General features: G+C 68.9%; 18 protein-coding genes. 11 read left to right on the forward strand and 7 right to left on the reverse strand.

Annotated features, from left to right (window positions below):
* Positions 1 to 163 precede the first annotated feature (163 nt).
* Positions 164 to 655, reverse strand: a complete 492-nt coding sequence (locus tag ACFWMR_RS12980; protein ID WP_378378487.1) for a DUF4232 domain-containing protein — start codon at positions 653 to 655, stop codon at positions 164 to 166.
* 85 nt (positions 656 to 740) lie between these two features.
* The gene (locus ACFWMR_RS12985; protein WP_378378488.1) at positions 741 to 2,030 is read right to left on the reverse strand and encodes a protein kinase domain-containing protein; all 1,290 of its coding nucleotides are present in this window, start codon (positions 2,028 to 2,030) and stop codon (positions 741 to 743) included.
* A 49-nt stretch (positions 2,031 to 2,079) separates the two neighbouring features.
* Here ACFWMR_RS12985 and ACFWMR_RS12990 point away from each other — a divergent pair, with 49 nt between their 5' ends.
* From ACFWMR_RS12990 to lepB, 3 genes are read left to right on the forward strand one after another with little or no spacing between them, the layout of a single operon-like run.
* Entirely contained in the window at positions 2,080 to 2,619 is a 540-nt protein-coding gene (locus tag ACFWMR_RS12990) for an RNA polymerase sigma factor (RefSeq protein ID WP_378378489.1), read from the forward strand.
* The gene (locus tag ACFWMR_RS12995) at positions 2,616 to 2,942 is read left to right on the forward strand and encodes a YnfA family protein (RefSeq protein WP_378378490.1); all 327 of its coding nucleotides are present in this window, start codon (positions 2,616 to 2,618) and stop codon (positions 2,940 to 2,942) included. Before ACFWMR_RS12990 ends, ACFWMR_RS12995 begins: the two co-directional genes overlap by 4 nt.
* 43 nt (positions 2,943 to 2,985) lie before the next feature.
* Positions 2,986 to 3,786 carry a signal peptidase I gene (gene lepB, locus ACFWMR_RS13000; protein ID WP_378378491.1) on the forward strand — a complete coding sequence of 267 codons (801 nt, stop codon included), beginning with the start codon at positions 2,986 to 2,988 and terminating at the stop codon, positions 3,784 to 3,786.
* Here the strand turns inward: lepB and ACFWMR_RS13005 are convergent.
* Positions 3,710 to 5,674, reverse strand: a complete 1,965-nt coding sequence (locus ACFWMR_RS13005; protein ID WP_093934282.1) for an ABC1 kinase family protein — start codon at positions 5,672 to 5,674, stop codon at positions 3,710 to 3,712. The two genes, lepB and ACFWMR_RS13005, sit on opposite strands and share 77 nt — an antisense overlap.
* 13 nt (positions 5,675 to 5,687) lie before the next feature.
* Positions 5,688 to 6,905 (reverse strand): MFS transporter, encoded by a 1,218-nt coding sequence (locus ACFWMR_RS13010; RefSeq protein WP_378378492.1) that lies wholly within the window; start codon positions 6,903 to 6,905, stop codon positions 5,688 to 5,690.
* Positions 6,906 to 6,994: 89 nt separating this feature from the next.
* On the opposite strand from ACFWMR_RS13010, the gene ACFWMR_RS13015 reads away from it, so the two are divergent.
* From ACFWMR_RS13015 to ACFWMR_RS13030, 4 genes are read left to right on the forward strand one after another with little or no spacing between them, the layout of a single operon-like run.
* The gene (locus ACFWMR_RS13015) at positions 6,995 to 7,564 is read left to right on the forward strand and encodes a TetR/AcrR family transcriptional regulator (RefSeq protein WP_378378493.1); all 570 of its coding nucleotides are present in this window, start codon (positions 6,995 to 6,997) and stop codon (positions 7,562 to 7,564) included.
* A gap of 9 nt (positions 7,565 to 7,573) precedes the next feature.
* Positions 7,574 to 8,803: a sensor histidine kinase gene (locus ACFWMR_RS13020; RefSeq protein ID WP_378378494.1), complete on the forward strand. Its 1,230-nt coding sequence runs from the start codon at positions 7,574 to 7,576 to the stop codon at positions 8,801 to 8,803.
* Positions 8,800 to 9,453, forward strand: coding sequence for a response regulator (locus ACFWMR_RS13025; RefSeq protein ID WP_093934298.1), 654 nt, complete (start codon positions 8,800 to 8,802; stop codon positions 9,451 to 9,453). Before ACFWMR_RS13020 ends, ACFWMR_RS13025 begins: the two co-directional genes overlap by 4 nt.
* Positions 9,454 to 9,472: 19 nt before the next feature.
* Positions 9,473 to 10,507 carry a serine hydrolase gene (locus tag ACFWMR_RS13030; protein ID WP_378378495.1) on the forward strand — a complete coding sequence of 345 codons (1,035 nt, stop codon included), beginning with the start codon at positions 9,473 to 9,475 and terminating at the stop codon, positions 10,505 to 10,507.
* Positions 10,508 to 10,580: 73 nt separating this feature from the next.
* Here ACFWMR_RS13030 and cysC read toward each other — a convergent pair whose 3' ends face one another.
* Together cysC and cysD are read right to left on the reverse strand one after the other, a co-directional pair.
* Positions 10,581 to 12,410 carry an adenylyl-sulfate kinase gene (gene cysC, locus ACFWMR_RS13035; protein WP_378378496.1) on the reverse strand — a complete coding sequence of 610 codons (1,830 nt, stop codon included), beginning with the start codon at positions 12,408 to 12,410 and terminating at the stop codon, positions 10,581 to 10,583.
* The gene (gene cysD / locus ACFWMR_RS13040; protein WP_378378497.1) at positions 12,410 to 13,318 is read right to left on the reverse strand and encodes a sulfate adenylyltransferase subunit CysD; all 909 of its coding nucleotides are present in this window, start codon (positions 13,316 to 13,318) and stop codon (positions 12,410 to 12,412) included. The genes cysC and cysD overlap by 1 nt, the downstream gene beginning before the upstream one ends.
* A gap of 77 nt (positions 13,319 to 13,395) precedes the next feature.
* Here cysD and ACFWMR_RS13045 point away from each other — a divergent pair, with 77 nt between their 5' ends.
* Positions 13,396 to 13,863 (forward strand): nuclear transport factor 2 family protein, encoded by a 468-nt coding sequence (locus ACFWMR_RS13045; RefSeq protein ID WP_378378498.1) that lies wholly within the window; start codon positions 13,396 to 13,398, stop codon positions 13,861 to 13,863.
* Between the two features lie 48 nt (positions 13,864 to 13,911).
* Here the strand turns inward: ACFWMR_RS13045 and ACFWMR_RS13050 are convergent, their stop codons facing one another.
* A complete protein-coding gene (locus ACFWMR_RS13050; protein WP_378378499.1) occupies positions 13,912 to 14,799 on the reverse strand; it encodes a helix-turn-helix domain-containing protein in 888 nt (295 codons plus the stop codon).
* Between the two features lie 87 nt (positions 14,800 to 14,886).
* On the opposite strand from ACFWMR_RS13050, the gene ACFWMR_RS13055 reads away from it, so the two are divergent.
* The 3 genes from ACFWMR_RS13055 to ACFWMR_RS13065 are packed head-to-tail and all read left to right on the forward strand — an operon-like array spanning position 14,887 to position 18,006.
* Complete coding sequence (locus ACFWMR_RS13055; protein WP_167406118.1) at positions 14,887 to 16,056, forward strand: DUF1214 domain-containing protein; 1,170 nt, start codon at positions 14,887 to 14,889, stop codon at positions 16,054 to 16,056.
* Positions 16,053 to 16,835, forward strand: a complete 783-nt coding sequence (locus tag ACFWMR_RS13060; protein WP_378378500.1) for an SDR family oxidoreductase — start codon at positions 16,053 to 16,055, stop codon at positions 16,833 to 16,835. Before ACFWMR_RS13055 ends, ACFWMR_RS13060 begins: the two co-directional genes overlap by 4 nt.
* Positions 16,836 to 16,845: 10 nt before the next feature.
* Complete coding sequence (locus ACFWMR_RS13065; protein ID WP_378378501.1) at positions 16,846 to 18,006, forward strand: sulfotransferase family protein; 1,161 nt, start codon at positions 16,846 to 16,848, stop codon at positions 18,004 to 18,006.
* The last annotated feature ends 44 nt before the right edge of the window (positions 18,007 to 18,050 follow it).

An 18,050-nucleotide genomic window follows, 5' to 3' on the forward strand; every position in this document is an offset into this window, starting at 1 on the left:
GAATGTGACGCCAGCTCCTCGCTTGCGAAGTCCGTGAAGGCCTCCTTGAGGGACTCTGGGTCCCTCAAGGAGGCCTTCACGGACTTTTTCAGTCAGAACCCACCGCGTTTAGTCCTCTGAATGCGAAAACGCGCGTATAACGACCTATACGGCGGCCCGGTGGTCAGGCGTGCGTCGGCTGGACGGCGGTGAAAAGCAGCGGCTGAGCGGGGTCGATGCCGCCGCCCTTCCAGTCCACGACGCTGGTTTCGTCGGCGCCAGGCAGCCGGACCTCGAGGTACGCGGGCACCGTCGGCCCGTCGGCCCAGGTCAGCCCCACTTCCGCGCCCGGACCGTGGCTGACCTGCGCGACGCGGACAGGCTGTGAGGTGTCCCGGGTGGCGACCGCCGGGATCGGCCGCTTGCCGGCGTCGAGCAGGCGCACGTCCTGGACGTAGCCGGTCAGCGTGCACTCGCCGTCTTCGGCGAGGGTGCCGAAGAACAGCCCGGATCCCTTCACCGGGCCCTGCTGCCCGGCCTCGTTCGTGAACAGTTCGACTTCGGCGGCGCGGCACGGCGCCGCGGGTTCGCTCGCGAAAGCGGTCCCCGCCAGGATCAGCGACGCCGCCGTGGTCCCGGCGAGCGCCAGTCCGATGAGTTTCTCCGTCTTCCCCATGATCTTTCCCCTTCCAAAACCGGGTGGTCCGGACAAGGGCTGTGATGCCGCCCGGGGAAGCGGAGTTGGCTCACGATCGGGTGATCTAGTTCACGGCCGGGCCGATCGGGCCGATTTCGAGCTGGCCTTCGTCGCCGACCGGGCCGAGACCCCATGGCAAGGCATAGCGGGTGCCCGTCCCTGGCACGGTGAACTCGGCGCGGACCGGTGTCGGGGCTTCGGAGCCATCGGCGGTCTCGCGCGACCAGCTCATCGAGACCTCCGCCATTCCCTCGCCGGGCACGAGGGTGACGCGTTTCGGTTCGCCCGTCCCGTCGCCGACCTTCCGGGGCAGCGGTCCCGTCGCGGTCACGAGCCGGAAGTCCTGTGGGTAACCGAAAACGTCGCAAGTGCGGGTCGTCGCTTCGATGAGCAGCGCGGCATACCACCGGTTCTCGTTGCCGGTGCCGTTGTCGGCGTCGTTGTGGTAGATCCGCAGTTCGTCGGCGCGGCACAGGGCCGGATCCACCGCCGGAGGCACGGCGGCGGGTGGCGTGGCCGTCGGAGTATCGCGGGGGATCAGCCACCATGTCGCGCCGGCCGCCGCGACCACGAAGGCGCAGAGGTACGGCAGCCAACGGCGTTTCGATGGCTTCGCGTTCCCGCGCAGGCCATCGGCGAACGCCCGCATGGTCGGCCATCGTTTCGCCGGGTCGGTTTGAAGCGCTTTGCGCACGACGTCGCCCAGTGGACGGGGCAGGGGAGCGGCCGAGGGATCGTCCACGACCGTGCCGGTCAGCAAGCGGTGCGCGAGCGCGCCGAGACCGTAGACGTCGGTCCGCTCGTCGACGATCCCGGCCGGTCGAGACTGTTCGGGCGCCATGTAGCCGGGGGAGCCCGCCATCTGCGTGAGACCGGAGCCCTGGGCCAGTGCTTTCGCCAGCCCGAGATCCGCGAGCACCACGCGATCGCCCTGGAAGAGCACATTGGACGGTTTGAGATCCCGGTGCACGACCCCCATTCCGTGCAGGACGCAGACCGCCTCCGCCACTTCGAGCAGGATCGGCAGGGCTTCGTCGGGGGCCATCGGACCGTCGAGTCGCTCTTCGAGGCTGCCGCCGTCGGCGAACGAGGTGACGAAATACGGGCGCTCGTCGGGAAGTTCGCCGATGTCGAGGACGCGCAGCACTCGGTCCGAATCGGCTTGGCGCAGCAGCCTCGCCTCGGTGAGGAAACGGTCGCGAACGTCCATTCTGGACGCCCAGTTGTCTGCGAGAACCTTGACCGCCACGGAAGAATCCAGGACGTCGTCGTGGGCGAGCCACACCGACGCGAACGCACCGGTGCCCAGCAAGCGTTCGACCCGATAACGCCCGATCTCCTCGATGTTCTCCACCCCCGGTTACGATCTGTGCGGAGATGCTAGCCGAGTCCGGGGGTGCGCGATGGTGGACGACGAGCTCGAAACGCTGGCCGCCGAAGCCGCGGCCGACCCCGCGGCTATGGACAGGCTGCTCCGCCGGATCGAACCCGAGGTGCTGCGCCGGTGCGGCCGGTTCCTGCCCTGCCGCCAGGACGCCGAGGAAGCGTGCCAGGACGTCTTGCTCAAGGTCGCGGCCAACCTCGCCGTGTTCGAATGGCGGTCGAAGTTCAGCACCTGGTTGCACACCATCGTGTCCAACAGCGCGCTCAGCACCTACCGCTCGCTGAAACGCCGTTCCGACAAGCAGTTCTCCAGTGACGAACTGATCGCGCTGAAACCTGATCCGCGCACCACCAGCGTCATCGCCGGTTCGCGGCTCGACCTGCTCGACGCGCTCGAAAAGCTCGAAACCGCCAAGCCGCAAGTGGTCCGGCCGTTCATCCTGCGCGACATCTCCCAACTGACCTACGCCGAGATCGCCGAAGAGCTGGAAGCCCCGGTCGGCACGGTGAAGTCGCAGGTGCACGACGCGCGCCAGGCGATTCAGGAACTGCTCGGATGATCCGGTCCATCGCGCTCTTCGCGCTCGCCGCCCTCCTGGAGATCGGCGGCGCCTGGCTGATCTGGCAGGGCGTCCGGGAACACCGCGGCTACCTCTGGATCGGCGCGGGCGTCGTCGCGCTCGGCCTCTACGGCTTCGTCGCGACACTGCAACCCGACGCGAACTTCGGGCGCATCCTCGCCGCGTACGGTGGCGTCTTCGTCGCGGGTTCGCTGGCTTGGGGAATGGTCGCCGACGGTTACCGGCCGGACTGCTACGACGTGATCGGCGCTTTGATCTGCCTGGCCGGGGTCGGCGTCATCATGTACGCGCCCCGAGGTTGAGCGTTCGCCGGAAAACTGTCGGTCACCGGCGCTATCGTGCGCTGTGACCGAAACGGACTTCCCCGCTCCGCCCGCCGACAGACCCGGGCCGAAGCGAAGATTCTCCCCGCTCCTGCTCGTGATGATCCTCGTGGCGATCGTCGGCGTGGGCATCGGGGGATACGGGTTCTGGACCCTGATGGGCTATCGGATGGTGAGTGTCCCCGGCGAAGCGATGACGCCCACGATCCAGCCGGGCGAGGTCGTGCTGTATCGCTGGGTGGAACTCCCCGAGATTCCGCGCGGCGCGGTCGTCCTCATGGACCTTTCGGCGTTCCCGGACGCGAGTCCCGGCGAGGGCCGGGCCGTCAAGCGGGTGATCGGCATCGGTGGTGATCAGGTCGTCTGCTGTACGAAGGACAACCTGATCACCGTCAACGGGAAGCCGGTCAAGGAGCCGTACACCGAGGACGACAACGGGTACGGCCGCAAGGAATACCGGCCGTTCAGCGTCCAGGTGCCGCCGGGCACGGTGTTCGTCGCCGGTGACCTGCGGAACAATTCCCGGGACTCGCGTATCTACACCGAGGAGCCCGGCAACGGCGCCGTTCCCCTGGCGAAGCTGAGCGGAATCGTCGTCGGACTGGGGAGCCCTTTCTCCGCCGAGCCCTTTCCGCAGACCACCGCTTTCGTCGAGGCCGGGCTTCCGGGAGATCCCGTGTCCGACACCGGGTTCCGTACTTCGCGTCTGCTGATGTTCGGCGGAGCCGGGCTCGTCGTCCTCGGCGTCATCGGGACGATCGTGACCGTTGTCCGGTCCGCCGGAAAACGACGAAGAGCAGCCGCAATCCCACCAGCGCGCTGACCACCAGCAGGTTGTAGCCGAACAGCTGGTGCAGCGTGACCCCCGGCAGCACCTCCGGGCCGGTCGCGCTGCCCAGCAACAGCACGGCCATCAGCCCGGTGGCCGCGCCGACGAACGCCAGCAGGACCTCGTGCACCAGCCCGGTGACCACGTCACGGTCGCGTTCGTCGGAGAACAGCCGGACGTTGACCGAAAGCCTGCCCTGCTCCAGCGCGTCGCCGATCCGGTCGACGCGGCGGGGCAGGCGGCGCAGCACCGGCAGGAGCGCCATCAGTTCGTTGGTGGCCGTGGAGCGCAGCGATTCCGGCCGCAACCCGGCGCCGACCTGCTCGGCGGCGTAGGCGCGGGATTCGACGACGATGTTGAACCCCGGCGCCAGCGCGGCGAGAGTTCCCTCCAAAGTGGCCAGGGCGCGGAACACCGCGGCGATCGGCGGGGGCACGCTGAGCCGGAAGTCGGCGATCACCCGGAACAGGTCGGTGAACATGTCCAGATCCGGGGCCTGCCCGTGGTTGAAGTGCTTTGCCACCAAGGCACCCAGCGCCCGCTCCAGCCGCCGCTCCTCGATCTCGTCCGGCCGGTCGACGATCTCCAGCAGGCCGTCGCGCAACGCGGCCGGGTCGCCGCGGTCGAGGGCGAGGATGAGGTTCTGCAACCCGGCGCGCAGACCCGAGTCGAGCCGTCCGACGGAGCCGAAGTCGAGCAAGCCCAGCCTGCCGTCGGTGAGCAGTAGGACGTTGCCGGGATGCGGGTCGGCGTGGAAGACGCCGCTGCCCATCACCTGGCCGAGCACACAGCGCAGCATCGACCGCGCGAGGTTCGCCCGTTCCGCGACCGGGACCTGCTCCTTGGCGGCGGCGAGCGGTTTGCCGTCGAGGCGCCGCATCACCAGCACGCGTTCGGTGGACAGTGCTTTGTGGACGGTCGGGAGCGCGATCTCGGTACCGGGGTAGGCCGCGGCGACCGCTTCGATGTTCCTGGCCTCGGTGCGGAAATCGAGCTCTTCGACCAGGGCGTCGGCGAATCCCTCGGCGAGGTCGACGACGCCGAGCGAGCGGGCCCAGTCCGCGCGCTGGTCGAGTGCGGCCGCGACCCGGCGGACGATGTCGAGGTCCCGTTCGACCAGTGCCTGTATGCCGGGCCGCTGGACCTTGACGACGACGTCCTGCCCGTCGCGCAGCTTCGCCCGGTAGACCTGCGCGATCGACGCGGCCGCGATCGGCTCCGGATCGAACTCGGCGAAGATCTCGTCCGGATTTCCGCCCAGTTCTTCGCGCAGCACCGTCGCGACCTCGTCGGCGTCGGCGAAGGCGACCTGGTCCTGGAGCTTGCTCAGCTCGTCGACGAACACCGGCGGGAGCAGGTCGGATCGAGTGGAGAGCAGCTGGCCGAGTTTCACGAACGTCACGCCGCCCTCTTCCAGCGCGCGTCGCAGCGAGCGCGCCAGCTTGGCGTGCCGGACCTGGGCGAGGCCGGGTTCGCGGCGGCCGGTGAGGTACCGGCCGAGGCCGTGCTTGATCGCGATCCGGGTGATCTGCGAGTACCGCCGCGTCCGGGCCGCGCGGCGGCGCAGTGACCGGATCCTGCCGATCAGCCCGAGCCCCGAACCGGAAGGCAGGACGAACTCCGCGACGAACAGGAAGATCAGCGTCGCCAGGAACGCGCTGCCCGCCACCGGGATGACCAGCCCGGCGAAGGCGCCGCCCGCGTACATCAGCCGGGGGACCGCGGTGAGGATGCCGCCCGCGACCAGCCAGCCGAAGCCGGCGGCGCAGAACGCGCGGATCACGCCGATCCGCACGCCCAGCACGCGGCGGGCGGCGACCACGAGTGGCCACAGCATCAGCGCGTAGACGGGCAACGTGAGCAGGCCGAGCAGCAGGTTCATGCCGATGAGAACATCACGCGCAACCGACGCGGGATTCCCGCTCCGGCGGGACGGTACTCACCCTTGAGAGGGAACGGACCCCGAAGTTGTACGTCGTGGTCGCTTCCTTGGGGGCGAACAGGACCCCGAGAACGGCCGTCGCCGCGGCGGCGAGGAAACCGGCACGCAGGTCGATCAGGTCGCCGAGCAAGCCGATGAGCGGTGCCCCGGCGGCCTGGCCGAGTGCCAGCATCAGGAAGGCCACACCGACACCGAACGCGGGCGCCGTCGGATAAGCCCTGGTGCCCCAGAGGATCAGCACACCGGTCAGTCCGATGTAGACGGCGCCGAACAGCGCCGCCGCGACGACGAGCGCCGGGAACGACCGGGTGGCGAGGGCGAAGAGCGCCGTGGCGAGCGCGAACAGGATCATCCCCGCCGACCAGGCCCGGCGCAGTCCCGCCCGCGAGGTCAGTTCGGCGGTGAAAGCCCCGGCCAGCCCGACCGCGCCGAGGACGATCCACACCACGGTCGACTCGGTCTCGCCGAGCCCGCCGACGCTCACGGCGATGTCCCGGCCGAACGTCCAGATCGCCGCACTGGCCAGGCCGAGCGTCGCGGCGGCGGGCAGCAGCCGTCCGGTGGCGGGCGGGAACAGCGGCGTCGGCAACCCGCGCGGGCGATCCTCCTTGACCGGCGGCACGACACGGGCGATCCACAGGGTGACCAGCGCCGAGGTCGCGGCGAAGGCCCACCAAGCCAGCCGCCAGTCGCCGATCGCGAGCAGCGAGACCGGACCCGAGATCAGCACGCCGAGCCCGGTCCCGGCGTTCACCACGGACTGGGCGCGGTCGCGGCGGGCCACCCGGACGACACGGGAGACCGCGTCCGCGAGGGAGGGGGAGGCCAGGCCCGTGCTGGCGCCGGCGAGGACGACACCGAGCGCGAGGACCGCGGTGTTCGGCGCGGCCGCGATCAGCGAGGTCCCCGCGGTGGCGGCCGTTCCCGCGGCGAGCGCGCCCGTCCGCGCGCCCCAGCGGGCCGTGACGGCGGTCGAAACGACGACGGCCAGGCAGTACGCGACGTAACTTCCCGCCGCGACGGCGCCGAGCGTGCCGCCGTCGAGATCGAATTCGGTCCGGAGGGTCGGCGCGAAGAGCCCGTACGCGTACCTCGCCAGCCCGTAAGTGACCGCGATCAGCGACAACCCGGCCGCGGTGAGCGTCAGCTCGGGTTTGTGGGAAGAAACCATCGGATCGCCTCCTTGTGTATACCGATCGGTATACCTGAGGAGTGTTCCTGCATTTCGCGCTCAGGTCAACCGATCGGTATAGTCGAGGCATGCTGACTCCAGCCGGCGAGCGTGTCCTGGCGGCCGCGACCGAGCTCTTCTACCGGGAGGGCCTGAACGCGGTGGGCGTCGCGGCCGTGGCCGAGACCGCGGGCGTCACGAAAAAGACGTTGTACGCGTGCTTCGGTTCGAAGACGGAGCTCATCGTCGAGTACCTGCGACGGCGGCACGACGTCTGGTGGGCGTACCTCGAAGAGCGGCTGGCCGAAGCCGATCCGCCCCGGGCGCTCGTGGTCTTCGACGCCTACATCGACCATCCCGGGCTCGGGAGCGACAGGGGCTGCGCCTTCCTGAACGCGGCCGCCGAGCTGCCCGCCGGGCATCCCGGGCTCGACGTGATCCGGCGGCACAAGGAGGCCGTCCGGGCGAAGTTCGCGGAACTCCTCCGCGAGGACGCCCCGGGCGCGCCGGATCCGGAGCGGCTCGCGGAGCAGCTCTTCCTCCTGCTGGAGGGCGCTGTTGCGCACACCGGCATCGACGGCGACGCGCACCGGGTCACGCTCGCGAGGGAGATCGCGGAGATACTGATGAGGGATCCGCGCGAAGTCGGCACACGCTAGAAAGAGCGCATGCGACTTTTCGGCCCGCTCGTGGACCGGGCGACCTACCGCCGGTGGGTCTACTTCATCCTCGGCGGCGCGCTGAGCGTGCCGTATCTGCTCTTCGCCGCCATCGTGGTGCCGTCGCTGCTGCCCCTTGTCGTGACGATGGGGCGCGGGATCGTCATCGCGATGATCACCGTCGTCCTGGTGGTGATCGCGTCGTCGTTCCTCCCCGCCGTCCGGGTGCTGGAAGGCGCGGCCGTCCGGGAACTGCTGGACGATCCGGTGCCCGGGGTGACGTTCGGGCCCGCGGGGAGCTGGCCGGTCCGGCTGCGGTCGAGCGCGATGTTCCTGTTGCACGTGGCCACCGGTTGTGTCGTCAGCCTGGTGAGCCTGCTCGTCCCGGTCGCCTTCGGCTTCTCGGTCGCGGCGCCGTTCACCGGCCGGATAGCGTTGTCCACAGAGGACCCGATCTCGGTGCCGAAAGGCTGGGCGAGCGCCTGGATCCCCGCGGCCTTCCTGCTCGGTCTCGTCGTGCTGGCGTACGTCGTCTGGGTGGCAGGCGCGGTGCTGACCCGCTGCGCCAAGAGCCTGCTGGGGATCTCGGCCGCCGAACGGATCGCCCAGCTGGAGAAGCGCACCGAACAGCTCGCCGAACGCAACCGGCTCGCGCGGGAACTGCACGATTCGGTCGGCCACGCGCTGAGCGTCGTGACCATCCAGGCGGGGGCCGCGCGCCGGACCCTGCGGTCGGATCCGGAGTTCACCGAACAGGCGCTCACCGCGATCGAGGAGTCGGCCCGGGCCGCGCTGGACGACCTCGACCACGTGCTCGGGCTGCTGCGCGAGGAAGCGTCGTCGCGGGCGCCTCAATCGGGACTGACAGAGCTTTCCGCGCTGGTCGAAGCCACACGGCTGGCCGGCGCCGAGGTGGCGGCGGAGGTGCGGGGCGAACCGGCGTCGGTGCCGCCGGTCGTCTCCCGCGAGGCGTACCGGATCTTGCAGGAATGCCTGACGAACGCGTTGCGGCACGCCGGTAAGGTGCCGGTGACGGTGCTCGTCGACGCCGAAGCGGAGCTGCTGCGGTTGCGGGTGGCCAACCCGCTCGGCGCCGCGGCGCCGTCACGGGACGGGGGCGGCCGGGGGCTCGCGGGAATGGCGGAACGGGTGGAAGTGCTCGGGGGCACGATCACCGCAGGCCGCGCGGACGGATTCTGGAAGGTCGAGGTGGCGGTGCCATGGGGGAAGCGGCGATGAGCATCGGGGTGCTGCTGGTCGACGACGAACAGCTCATCCGGGCGGGGCTGCGGGCGATCGTCGCCTCCGAGCCCGATCTGGAGGTCGTGGGAGAGGCTGCCGACGGCGCCGAGGTGCCCGGCCTGGTCTCGCGATTCCGGCCCGACGTCGTGCTGATGGACGTCCGGATGCCCTCGGTCGACGGGATCCGCGCGACCACGCATCTGATGTCCACTATGGATAGTCCGCCGAAGGTGATCGTGGTGACCACCTTCGAAAACGACGACTACGTCTATGACGCGCTGCTCGCCGGCGCGAGCGGCTTCCTGCTGAAGCGGGCGCGGCCCGAGGAGATCGTCGCGGCGATCCGGACGGTGGCGGCGGGGGAGTCCCTGTTGTTCCCGGCCGCGATCCGGCGGCTGGCCTCGCAGCAGGCGAACCGGGCTCCTCAGAACGGTCTCGCCGACTCCGGGCTCACCGAACGCGAACGCGAGGTGCTGCGGCTGATGGCGGCCGGACTGTCCAATGTGGAGATCGCGGGCGAGCTGTACCTCGGCGTGCAGACGGTGAAGACGCATGTCGGGAACATCCTCGCGAAACTCGGTGCGAGGGACCGGACACAAGCGGTGATCAAGGCCTACGACACCGGATTCGTCACACCGGCGGGCTGAAAGCGGTAGGGTCCGCGAGGTGGATACGAACGTCAACCGTCGTCGCGTGCTGGGGCTGGGAACGGTCGCCGCCGCGGGCGCGGTACTCGGGACAACGCAGATCGCCCAGGCCGCCGAGTCCGATCCGGACACCGCCGCCGCTGACGCCTCGGCCGCCGCGCGCCGGATTTCCCAGGTGTACGCCCGGGAAACGGCGAAGGCGGGTGGCACCTGGTCGTCGTACGTCAGCGTCGCCGACACCGCCGGGAACCTGATCCCCGCCGTCTCCGAGCGAGCCGACGAGGTGGTCGAGGCCTACAGCGTCAACAAGATCGCGGTCGCCACCGCGGTACTCGACAAGATCGACCGTGGACTGCTCACTTTGGACCAGCGCGTCGACGTCACGGCCGACATCGTCATCAAGGACACCGACGGCATCTTCGGCCTCGACGGCGCGTACCCGAGCTCGATCACTCTCGGGCACGCGATGGCCGCGCTGCTGACGCTGTCCGACAACACCGCCGTCCGCCTGTGCGGGCTGGTCGTCCCCGCCGCGGAGGTCAACGAGATCCTGCGCGGCAAGGGATTCGTGCACACCCAGGTCGTCCCGGTGGCGAACCCGAACCGCTTCTTCCTCGGGAAGACGACCCCGGCCGAGACGCATACGCTGCTTCGGAAACTGGTCGGCGGGACGCTGCTTTCGGCGAAGTCCACCGAGTACCTGCTGAACATCCTGCGTTCGCTGAGCGCGTTCACCGACGGCGTGCGCCTCGATCTGAACTCGGCCGAGCGGCTGCGGGTCGCCACGAAGGCGGGCTGGTTCAACGACGGCCGTAACGAAGCGGGCGTGATGTTCAGCGCGGACGGCAAGCCGATCCTGACCTACTCGCTGTTCGCGTCCGGTCGGTTCGCGGGCGATCCGGCGGTCAACAAGGACGACTACGCCGCGACGCATCCGGCTCTGAGGGCACGGACGAAGCTCGGGAAGACGATGTTCCGGTCGGTCGAGAAGCTGACGGCCGCCACCGCGCGCACCTACGCGACCGCGCCGTACCGGGCCTCGAACGGCGGCTGAAGGACGCTTTACCCGCATAGGACGAGGCGAAGGGCGCTTTACCCGCATCCGATGCGGGGAAAGCGCCCTTCAGCTACTCCAGGGCGGCGAGGATCAGCGCGGCCATCGCGGCGGGGTCCCCGTTTTCCGGGCGCAGCAACAGATCCGGGTTCTCCGGCCGCTCATAGGGGGCGTCCACCCCGGTGAAGCCGCTGATCTCGCCCGCCCTGGCCTTCGCGTACATCCCCTTGGGGTCGCGGTCTTCGCAGACCTCGAGCGGGGTGTCGACGAAGATTTCGAGGAACGGCAGCCCGGCCGCCTCGTGCGCGGCGCGGGCGAGTTCGCGGTCGGCCCGGTATGGGCTGATCAGGGAGACCACCGACACCACACCGGCGTCGGCGAACAGCTTCGCGACCTCGGCGACGCGCCGGACGTTCTCGGCGCGATCGGCGGGACTGAAACCGAGGTTCCCGTTCAGTCCGTGCCGGAGATTGTCGCCGTCCAGCAGATACGCGGGCCGCCCGGACGCGACCAGCCGTCGCTCCAGCTCCACGGCCACACTCGACTTCCCGGACGCGGAAAGCCCGGTGAGCCAGACGGTGAGCCCGCGGGTCGGGCGTTCCGCCCTGGTGACCGCGGCGGTGTGCCAGACGACGTTCGACGCCGTCACGCTCGGTCCGGTGATCATGCCGGCCGCGACCGTCGCCCCGGAATGTTCGTCGACGAGGAGGAAACCGCCGGTGGACCGGTTGCGACGGTAGGAATCGAACAGCAGCGGCTGCCGCGCGCGCAACCGGATCCGGCCGATCTCGTTGAGGGACAACGCTTTCGCGGTCTCGTCGCGGTGCAGGGTGGTGACGTCGAGCCGGTAGTCCAGATCGCGGATCTCGGCCTTGGTCTCCCGGGTGGTGTGCCGGACGACGTAGCTGTTCCCGGTTTTCAACGCCCCGTGTTCGGAGAACCAGCAGACCATCGCGTCGACGTCCCGGCTGGTGTGCGGACGGTTCCCGGGACGGCAGATCAGATCGCCGCGTCCGAGGTCGAGGTCGTCGTCGAGTTCGATCGTGACGGCCTGAGAGGCGAAGGCTTCGGTGACCGTGGACCCACCCGGACCCCAGATCGCGCGGACCGTCGTGGTGAAGCCGGACGGCAGCACGGCGACCTCGTCACCGGGTTTGAACACCCCGCCCGCGACGGTGCCCGCGTACCCGCGGAAGTCACGGCTGTGCTCCCGGATCACGTACTGCACCGGGAATCGCGCGTCGATGAGGTTGCGATCCGAGGCCACATGCACCTGTTCGAGATGGTGCAGCAGGGAAGTGCCCTCGTACCAAGGCATACTGGCGCCGCGGTGCACGACGTTGTCACCGTGCAGCGCCGACATGGGTACGAAGGTCAGGTCGGGCACCTGGAGTTTCATGGCGAAGCGGCGGAAGTCCTCGCGGATCTCTTCGAAGCGCTCCTGCGACCAGTCGACCAGGTCCATCTTGTTGACGCATAACACCAGATGCGGGATTCCCAGCAGGCTCGCCAGGAACGCGTGCCGTCGCGACTGTTCGAGCACGCCTTTGCGGGCGTCGATCAGGATCAGCGCGAGGTCCGCCGTGGACGCCCCGGTGACCATGTTCCTGGTGTACTGCACGTGTCCCGGGGTGTCGGCGATGATGAACTTCCGCCGCGGTGTCGCGAAGTACCGATGGGCGACGTCGATCGTGATGCCCTGCTCGCGTTCGGCGCGCAGGCCGTCGGTCAGCAGCGCGAGGTTCGGATACGCCTCGCCGCGGTCACGGCTGGTGCGTTCGATGGCTTCGAGCTGATCGGTGAACACCGCCTTCGAATCGAACAGCAGACGGCCGATCAGGGTCGACTTCCCGTCGTCCACGCTGCCCGCTGTCGCGAGCCGGACCAGCTGTGAGGCGCCCATCAGAAGTAGCCTTCCTTCTTCCGGTCTTCCATGCCCGCTTCGGAGATCCGGTCGTCGGCGCGGGTGGCGCCGCGTTCGGTGAGCCTGCTGGCCGCCACCTCGGTGACCACTTCGGCCGGTGACGTCGCGGTCGACTCCACGCAGCCGGTGCAGGTCGCGTCGCCGACGGTGCGAAAACGGACTGTTGCCTCGTAAGGGGTTTCGTCTTCGCCCAGGGTGAGGAAGCGGGTGTGCGCGAGCAGCATCCCGTCCCGTTGGACGACCGGGCGCCGGTGCGAGTAGTAGATCGACGGCAGGTTGACGCCCTCGGCCTCGATGTACTGCCAGATGTCGAGTTCGGTCCAGTTCGACAGCGGGAAGACGCGGATGTGCTCGCCCTTGCGATGCCTGCCGTTGTAGAGGTCCCAGAGTTCCGGCCGCTGATTGCGCGGATCCCATTGGCCGAACTCGTCGCGGAAGCTGAACACGCGCTCCTTGGCGCGGGCCTTCTCCTCGTCGCGCCGGGCGCCGCCGAAGACGGCGTCGAAGGAATGCTCGCGGATCCCGCGCAACAGGGCGACGGTCTGGAGGCGGTTGCGGCCGGCCTTCGGGTCTTCGACGACCCGGCCCGCGTCGATGTCGTCCTGGACGCTGGTGACGACGAGCCGGAGCCCGTACCTGTCGACCGTGCGGTCCCGGAACTCGATCACCTCGTCGAAGTTGTGCCCGGTGTCCACGTGCATCACCGGGAACGGCGGCGGTGACGGCCAGAACGCCTTGGCCGCCACATGGAGCATCACCATCGAGTCCTTGCCGCCGGAGAACAGCAGGACCGGTCGTTCGAAGGTCGCCGCGACCTCGCGGAAGATGTGCACGGCTTCGGCTTCGAGTGCTTCGAGATGGGTGAGCTCGTAGGTCGGCGACACCATCGTGACCTCCGTGGTTGGAGATCAGAAAAGTAGAACAAGTTCTTGTGCTTGGTCAAGGGGAGGAGGACGCTGTCGGCATGGACCTGGTCGCGCTCGAAGAGATCCGTCGCCTCAAAGCCCGCTACCTCCGGTGCCTCGACCTCAAGCTGTGGGACGAGATGGCCGGGACCCTGACGACCGACGCGCACGCGCGCTTCGGCACGCCGTCGTACGGCGAACCCCTGAACTTCGAAGGGCGTGAGGCGATCATCGGGTTCTTCCGGAACGCCGTCGGTCCCGGTGTGACCACCGTGCACTTCGCCGGGCAGCCGGAGATCGACGTCGACGGCGACACCGCGACGGGCACGTGGCTGATGCGGGACAAGGTGATCGTGCCCGAGCACCGGGTGGTGATCGAAGGCGCGGCGTACTACGAGGACACCTATCGGCGGGTGGACGGCGCGTGGCTGACCGCCTCGACCCAGTACGACCGGCTGTACGAAACGATGATGTCGATGGATGACGTGCCGAGCCTGAAACTCACCGCGAACCGCTGGGCCTCCTGACCGCGTTTCGTCCTCTGGATGCGGTCCTTGCGTGTGCAACTACCGCATTCAGAGGACGAAACGCGTGGGGCGGCGGCCGCCGGATTCGGCGGTGACGGCGTCGGCGGTGGCGACCAGCGCCGCGCCCCGTCGCGCGATCTCGGCGCCGGTGATCGGCTCGCCGACCGACAGCGTGAGCACCAGCTCCTGCCTGCCCGAAGCGTCGAACGTCGGCGCGGCGAGCAGGCTCACGGCGTGTTTGCGGCGCGGCTCCAGGTCGGCGCCGAGGTAGACGCGTTCGCCGAGACTCGACACGAGTTCGCCCACCAGGCCCCGCACTTCCGGCGGCAGTTCCTCCGCGCCGACGCCGGCCATCAGCGCGTAGAGCCGCCGTCCGGCCGAGGTCAGGCTTTCCACCAGGTAGCCGTGCTCGCGGCATTCGGCGACGACGTGACGCAGGTGCGCTTCGTCGAGGCGCACCGGCACCGCCGGGGGTTTGGCGAGCCACGCGTCGAACGCCGCGTCGGAATCCCACAGCACGTACATCAGGCCGACCGGCGGCGCGAACGGGTAGGTCTCGCCGAGTTTGACCCGGCCGGGCCCGGCGCTCTGCAGCATCAGGATCCGGTCGCCGACGACGGCCGACGCCGTGCACGTGGCGCCGTATCGCCTGCTCAGGTCCTCGAGATGCCGTCGTGCGACCTCGCTCGCGCCGAAACCCTCGCTCGCGACGCGGCCGGCGGCGACCATCGCCGGCCCGAGCCGGTAGGTGACCGGACCCGGGTCCCGGACCAGGTAGCCGCCCGCGGCCAGTTCGGTCACGATGCCGAGACAGGTCGGCTTCGCCAGGTCCAGTTCGCGCGCGAGTTCCGACAGGCCGAATCGGCGGCCCGGGTGCGCGGCGAAGAAATCGAGCAGCCGCACGACTCGCTCGGTGGGCGGTGAGCGTCGAATCATTGACCCATCCTTAGAACGCGTTCTAGTCTTACGCAGCGAAGAACGTACCAAGTCGGTACGTATTTGTACCAGCATGAGGAGTCGCCGGTGCTCACTCAACCGTTCGCGGACGCGATCGTCGAAGCCGAGAAGGTCATCGCGGAGGCGCCGCACATCCGGACCGAACAGGACCTGGTCGAGGGCTACGATTATCTCGCCGGCAGCATCCGCGCGTCCCTGCAGATGGCGTGGGCCTACGAACGGGACTATCCGTTCTTCACCCAGTCCACCGGGCCGTACACGAAGATGGGCCTGGACAACCCGGACACGCTGTACTTCAACGCGAACATCCGCGAGGACCGCGAGTACGTCGTCACCGGGACGCGGGGAAGCACGGCCGACGTCAGTTTTCAAGTGCTCAACGGCGACTACTCACCCGTCGAGGTACCGGACAGCCTCGCCGCCTTCGACGACCGTGAGATCGAGATCGCCGAGGACGGCACGTTCGAACTCCGCTTCGGACCGGCGAAACCCGACCCCGGCCCCAACTACTTCATCCTCGGCCCCGGCTCGTCGATGCTCGTGGTGCGCGAGGTCTACAGCGACTGGGCCACCGAACGCCGCGGCACGATCCAGATCCAGTGCGCCGACACCGCGGGCGGTTCGCCCGCGCCGCTCACCCGCGACGGGCTGGCCAAGCGCTACGGCGTCTCCGGCAAGATCCTGCTGAGCAGGCTGCGCACCTTCCTCGCCTTCCCGAAGTGGTTCTACCTGAACCTGCCGGTGAACACGATGACCGAACCGCGTCCGACCCCGGGCGGCTTGACGACGCAGTATTCCTCGGCCGGACACTACGAACTCGGCGACGAGGAGGTCATGATCGTCACGGTTCCGCGCTCGGACGCGCCGTATCAGGGCATCCAGCTCGGCAGCGTCTGGTACCTCTCGCTCGACTACATCAACCACCAGACGAGCCTCACCGCCGACCAGGCGCGGGTCGACCCGGACGGCAAGATCCGGTTCGTGATCAGCGAACGCGATCCCGGCCTGGCCAACTGGCTCGAACGCACCGGGCACGATCGGGGCTACGTCCAGATCCGCTGGCAGCGGCTGTCCCGCGCGCTCGACGTGGCCGACGGCCCCGAGGTCGAGGTGGTGAAGTTCGGCGAACTCGCCGACAGGCTGCCGTTCCACGACGAGGCCCGGGTGACCCCGGAGGAGTGGGCGGCCCGGATCGCGGCCCGCCAAGAGGCTGTCGCGGGGAGGATGCTGGGATGACGGATCTCTTGCGGGACAAAGTGGTCGTCGTCTCCGGAGTCGGACCGGGACTCGGCCGGTCCATCGCCGTGCGCAGTGCCGCGGCCGGTGCGGACGTCGTCCTCGCCGCCCGCACCGAATCGCGGCTCGCCGAGGTCGCCAAGGAGGTCGACGCGCTCGGCCGCCGCGCGGTCACCGTGCCCACCGACATCACCGACGACACTTCGGCCGCGAACCTCGCCGAAGCCGCGCTGAAGGCGTTCGGCCGGGTGGATGCCTTGGTGAACAACGCTTTCGCGATCCCGCCGATCATGGATCTCGCCGACGTCGACCTCGCCGACGTGCGGGCGGGCTTCGAGACCAACGTGCTCGCGGCGCTCCGGCTCACGCGGCTGTTCACGCCTTCGCTCGAAGAGAGCGGCGGCTCGGTGGTGATGATCAATTCGGCGGTGCTCCGGCATTCGCGGCGGACGTTCGGCGCGTACAAGATGGCGAAGGCGAGCCTGCTGGCGCTCGCCCAGAGCCTGGCGTCGGAACTCGGGCCGCGCGGGATCCGGGTCAACTCCGTGGCGCCCGGCTACATCTGGGCGGACTCGCTGAAGTGGTATTTCGCTTACCTGGCCAAGGAACGCGGTGTGCCGCCGGAGCAGGTGTACGCCGAGACGGCGGAGACGATCGACCTGCGCCGCCTGCCCGAACCGGACGAGATCGCCGATGCCGTCGTGTTCCTGACCTCGTCGCTCGCCCGGTGCGTCACTGGTCAGTGCCTCGACGTCAACGCCGGCGAATACCACCACTGAAGGGGAGAACATGCTGCCAGGGCGGGAAAACGTCGGCACCGTCGAGGATCTGCACGCGTCGGCGGCGAAACTCACCGGGCTGGACGACTTCGGTGGAGACGACCACCTCGAAGGACTGCGGGTCCTGCTGGACTCCTATGCCGGAGAGGCGGGTTTGACGCCGTACGGCAACAAGATCCATCGAGCCTTCCTACGCGGTGCCCTCGTGGCGAGGTCGTTGAGCGAGGCGTCCTGGAAGCAGAACCCGCGGTACGCCGAGGTGCCGATCGAGCGGCCCATCTTCGTCACCGGTCTGCCGCGCACCGGGACCACGGCGCTGCACCGGCTGCTCACCGAGGATCCGGCGCACCAGGGGCTCCAGGTATGGCTGACCGAGGTGCCGCAGCCGAGGCCGCCGCGTGAGACCTGGGCGGAAAACCCGGTCTTCCAAGGGATCCAGGCGGGCTACGAGAAACACCACGTCGAGCATCCCGAGTTCATGGGCCTGCACCACATGTCCGCCGACCAGGTCGAGGAATGCTGGCAGCTCCTTCGGCAGTCGCTGAAATCGGTGTCCTACGAATGCCTCGCGCACGTGCCGTCGTACTCGCGCTGGCTGGACGGGCAGAGCTGGACCGACGCCTATCGCAGGCACCGCCGGAATCTCCAGCTGATCGGCCTGCCCGACGCGAAACGCCGCTGGGTACTCAAGAACCCGAGTCACATCTTCGCGCTCGACGCCTTGCTGGAGGTGTACCCGGACGCGCTGATCGTCCAGACCCACCGCGCGCCGAGCACGATCATCGCGTCGGTGTGCAGCCTGAACGAACAGGCCTCGGAGGGCTGGTCCGACGTCTTTCGCGGTGACGTGATCGGGCGCGGCCAGCTGGATCTGTGGGCGCGGGGCGCGGAAAGGTCACTGGAGGCGAGGAAGCGGCACGATCCGGCGCAGTTCTGCGATGTCCGGTACGAGGACTTCGTCGCGGACCCGATCGCCACCGTCGAGGGGGTCTACCGGCACTTCGGGCTGTCGCTGAGCGGTGAGGCACGGGACGCGATGACCGCCGTGCACGCCGAAAGTCGTTCCGGGGAAAGGAAACCCGTGCATCGGTACGACCTGGCCGACTTCGGGCTCACCGCGGGCGAGGTCGACGAACGCTTCTCCGCCTACCGCGCGGCCCACTCCCTCTGAAACGCATTTCGTCCTCTGAATGCGGTACTTGCTTGCCGCAAGGA

Source organism: Amycolatopsis thailandensis (assembly GCF_042723255.1).
Classification (GTDB): domain Bacteria; phylum Actinomycetota; class Actinomycetes; order Mycobacteriales; family Pseudonocardiaceae; genus Amycolatopsis; species Amycolatopsis thailandensis.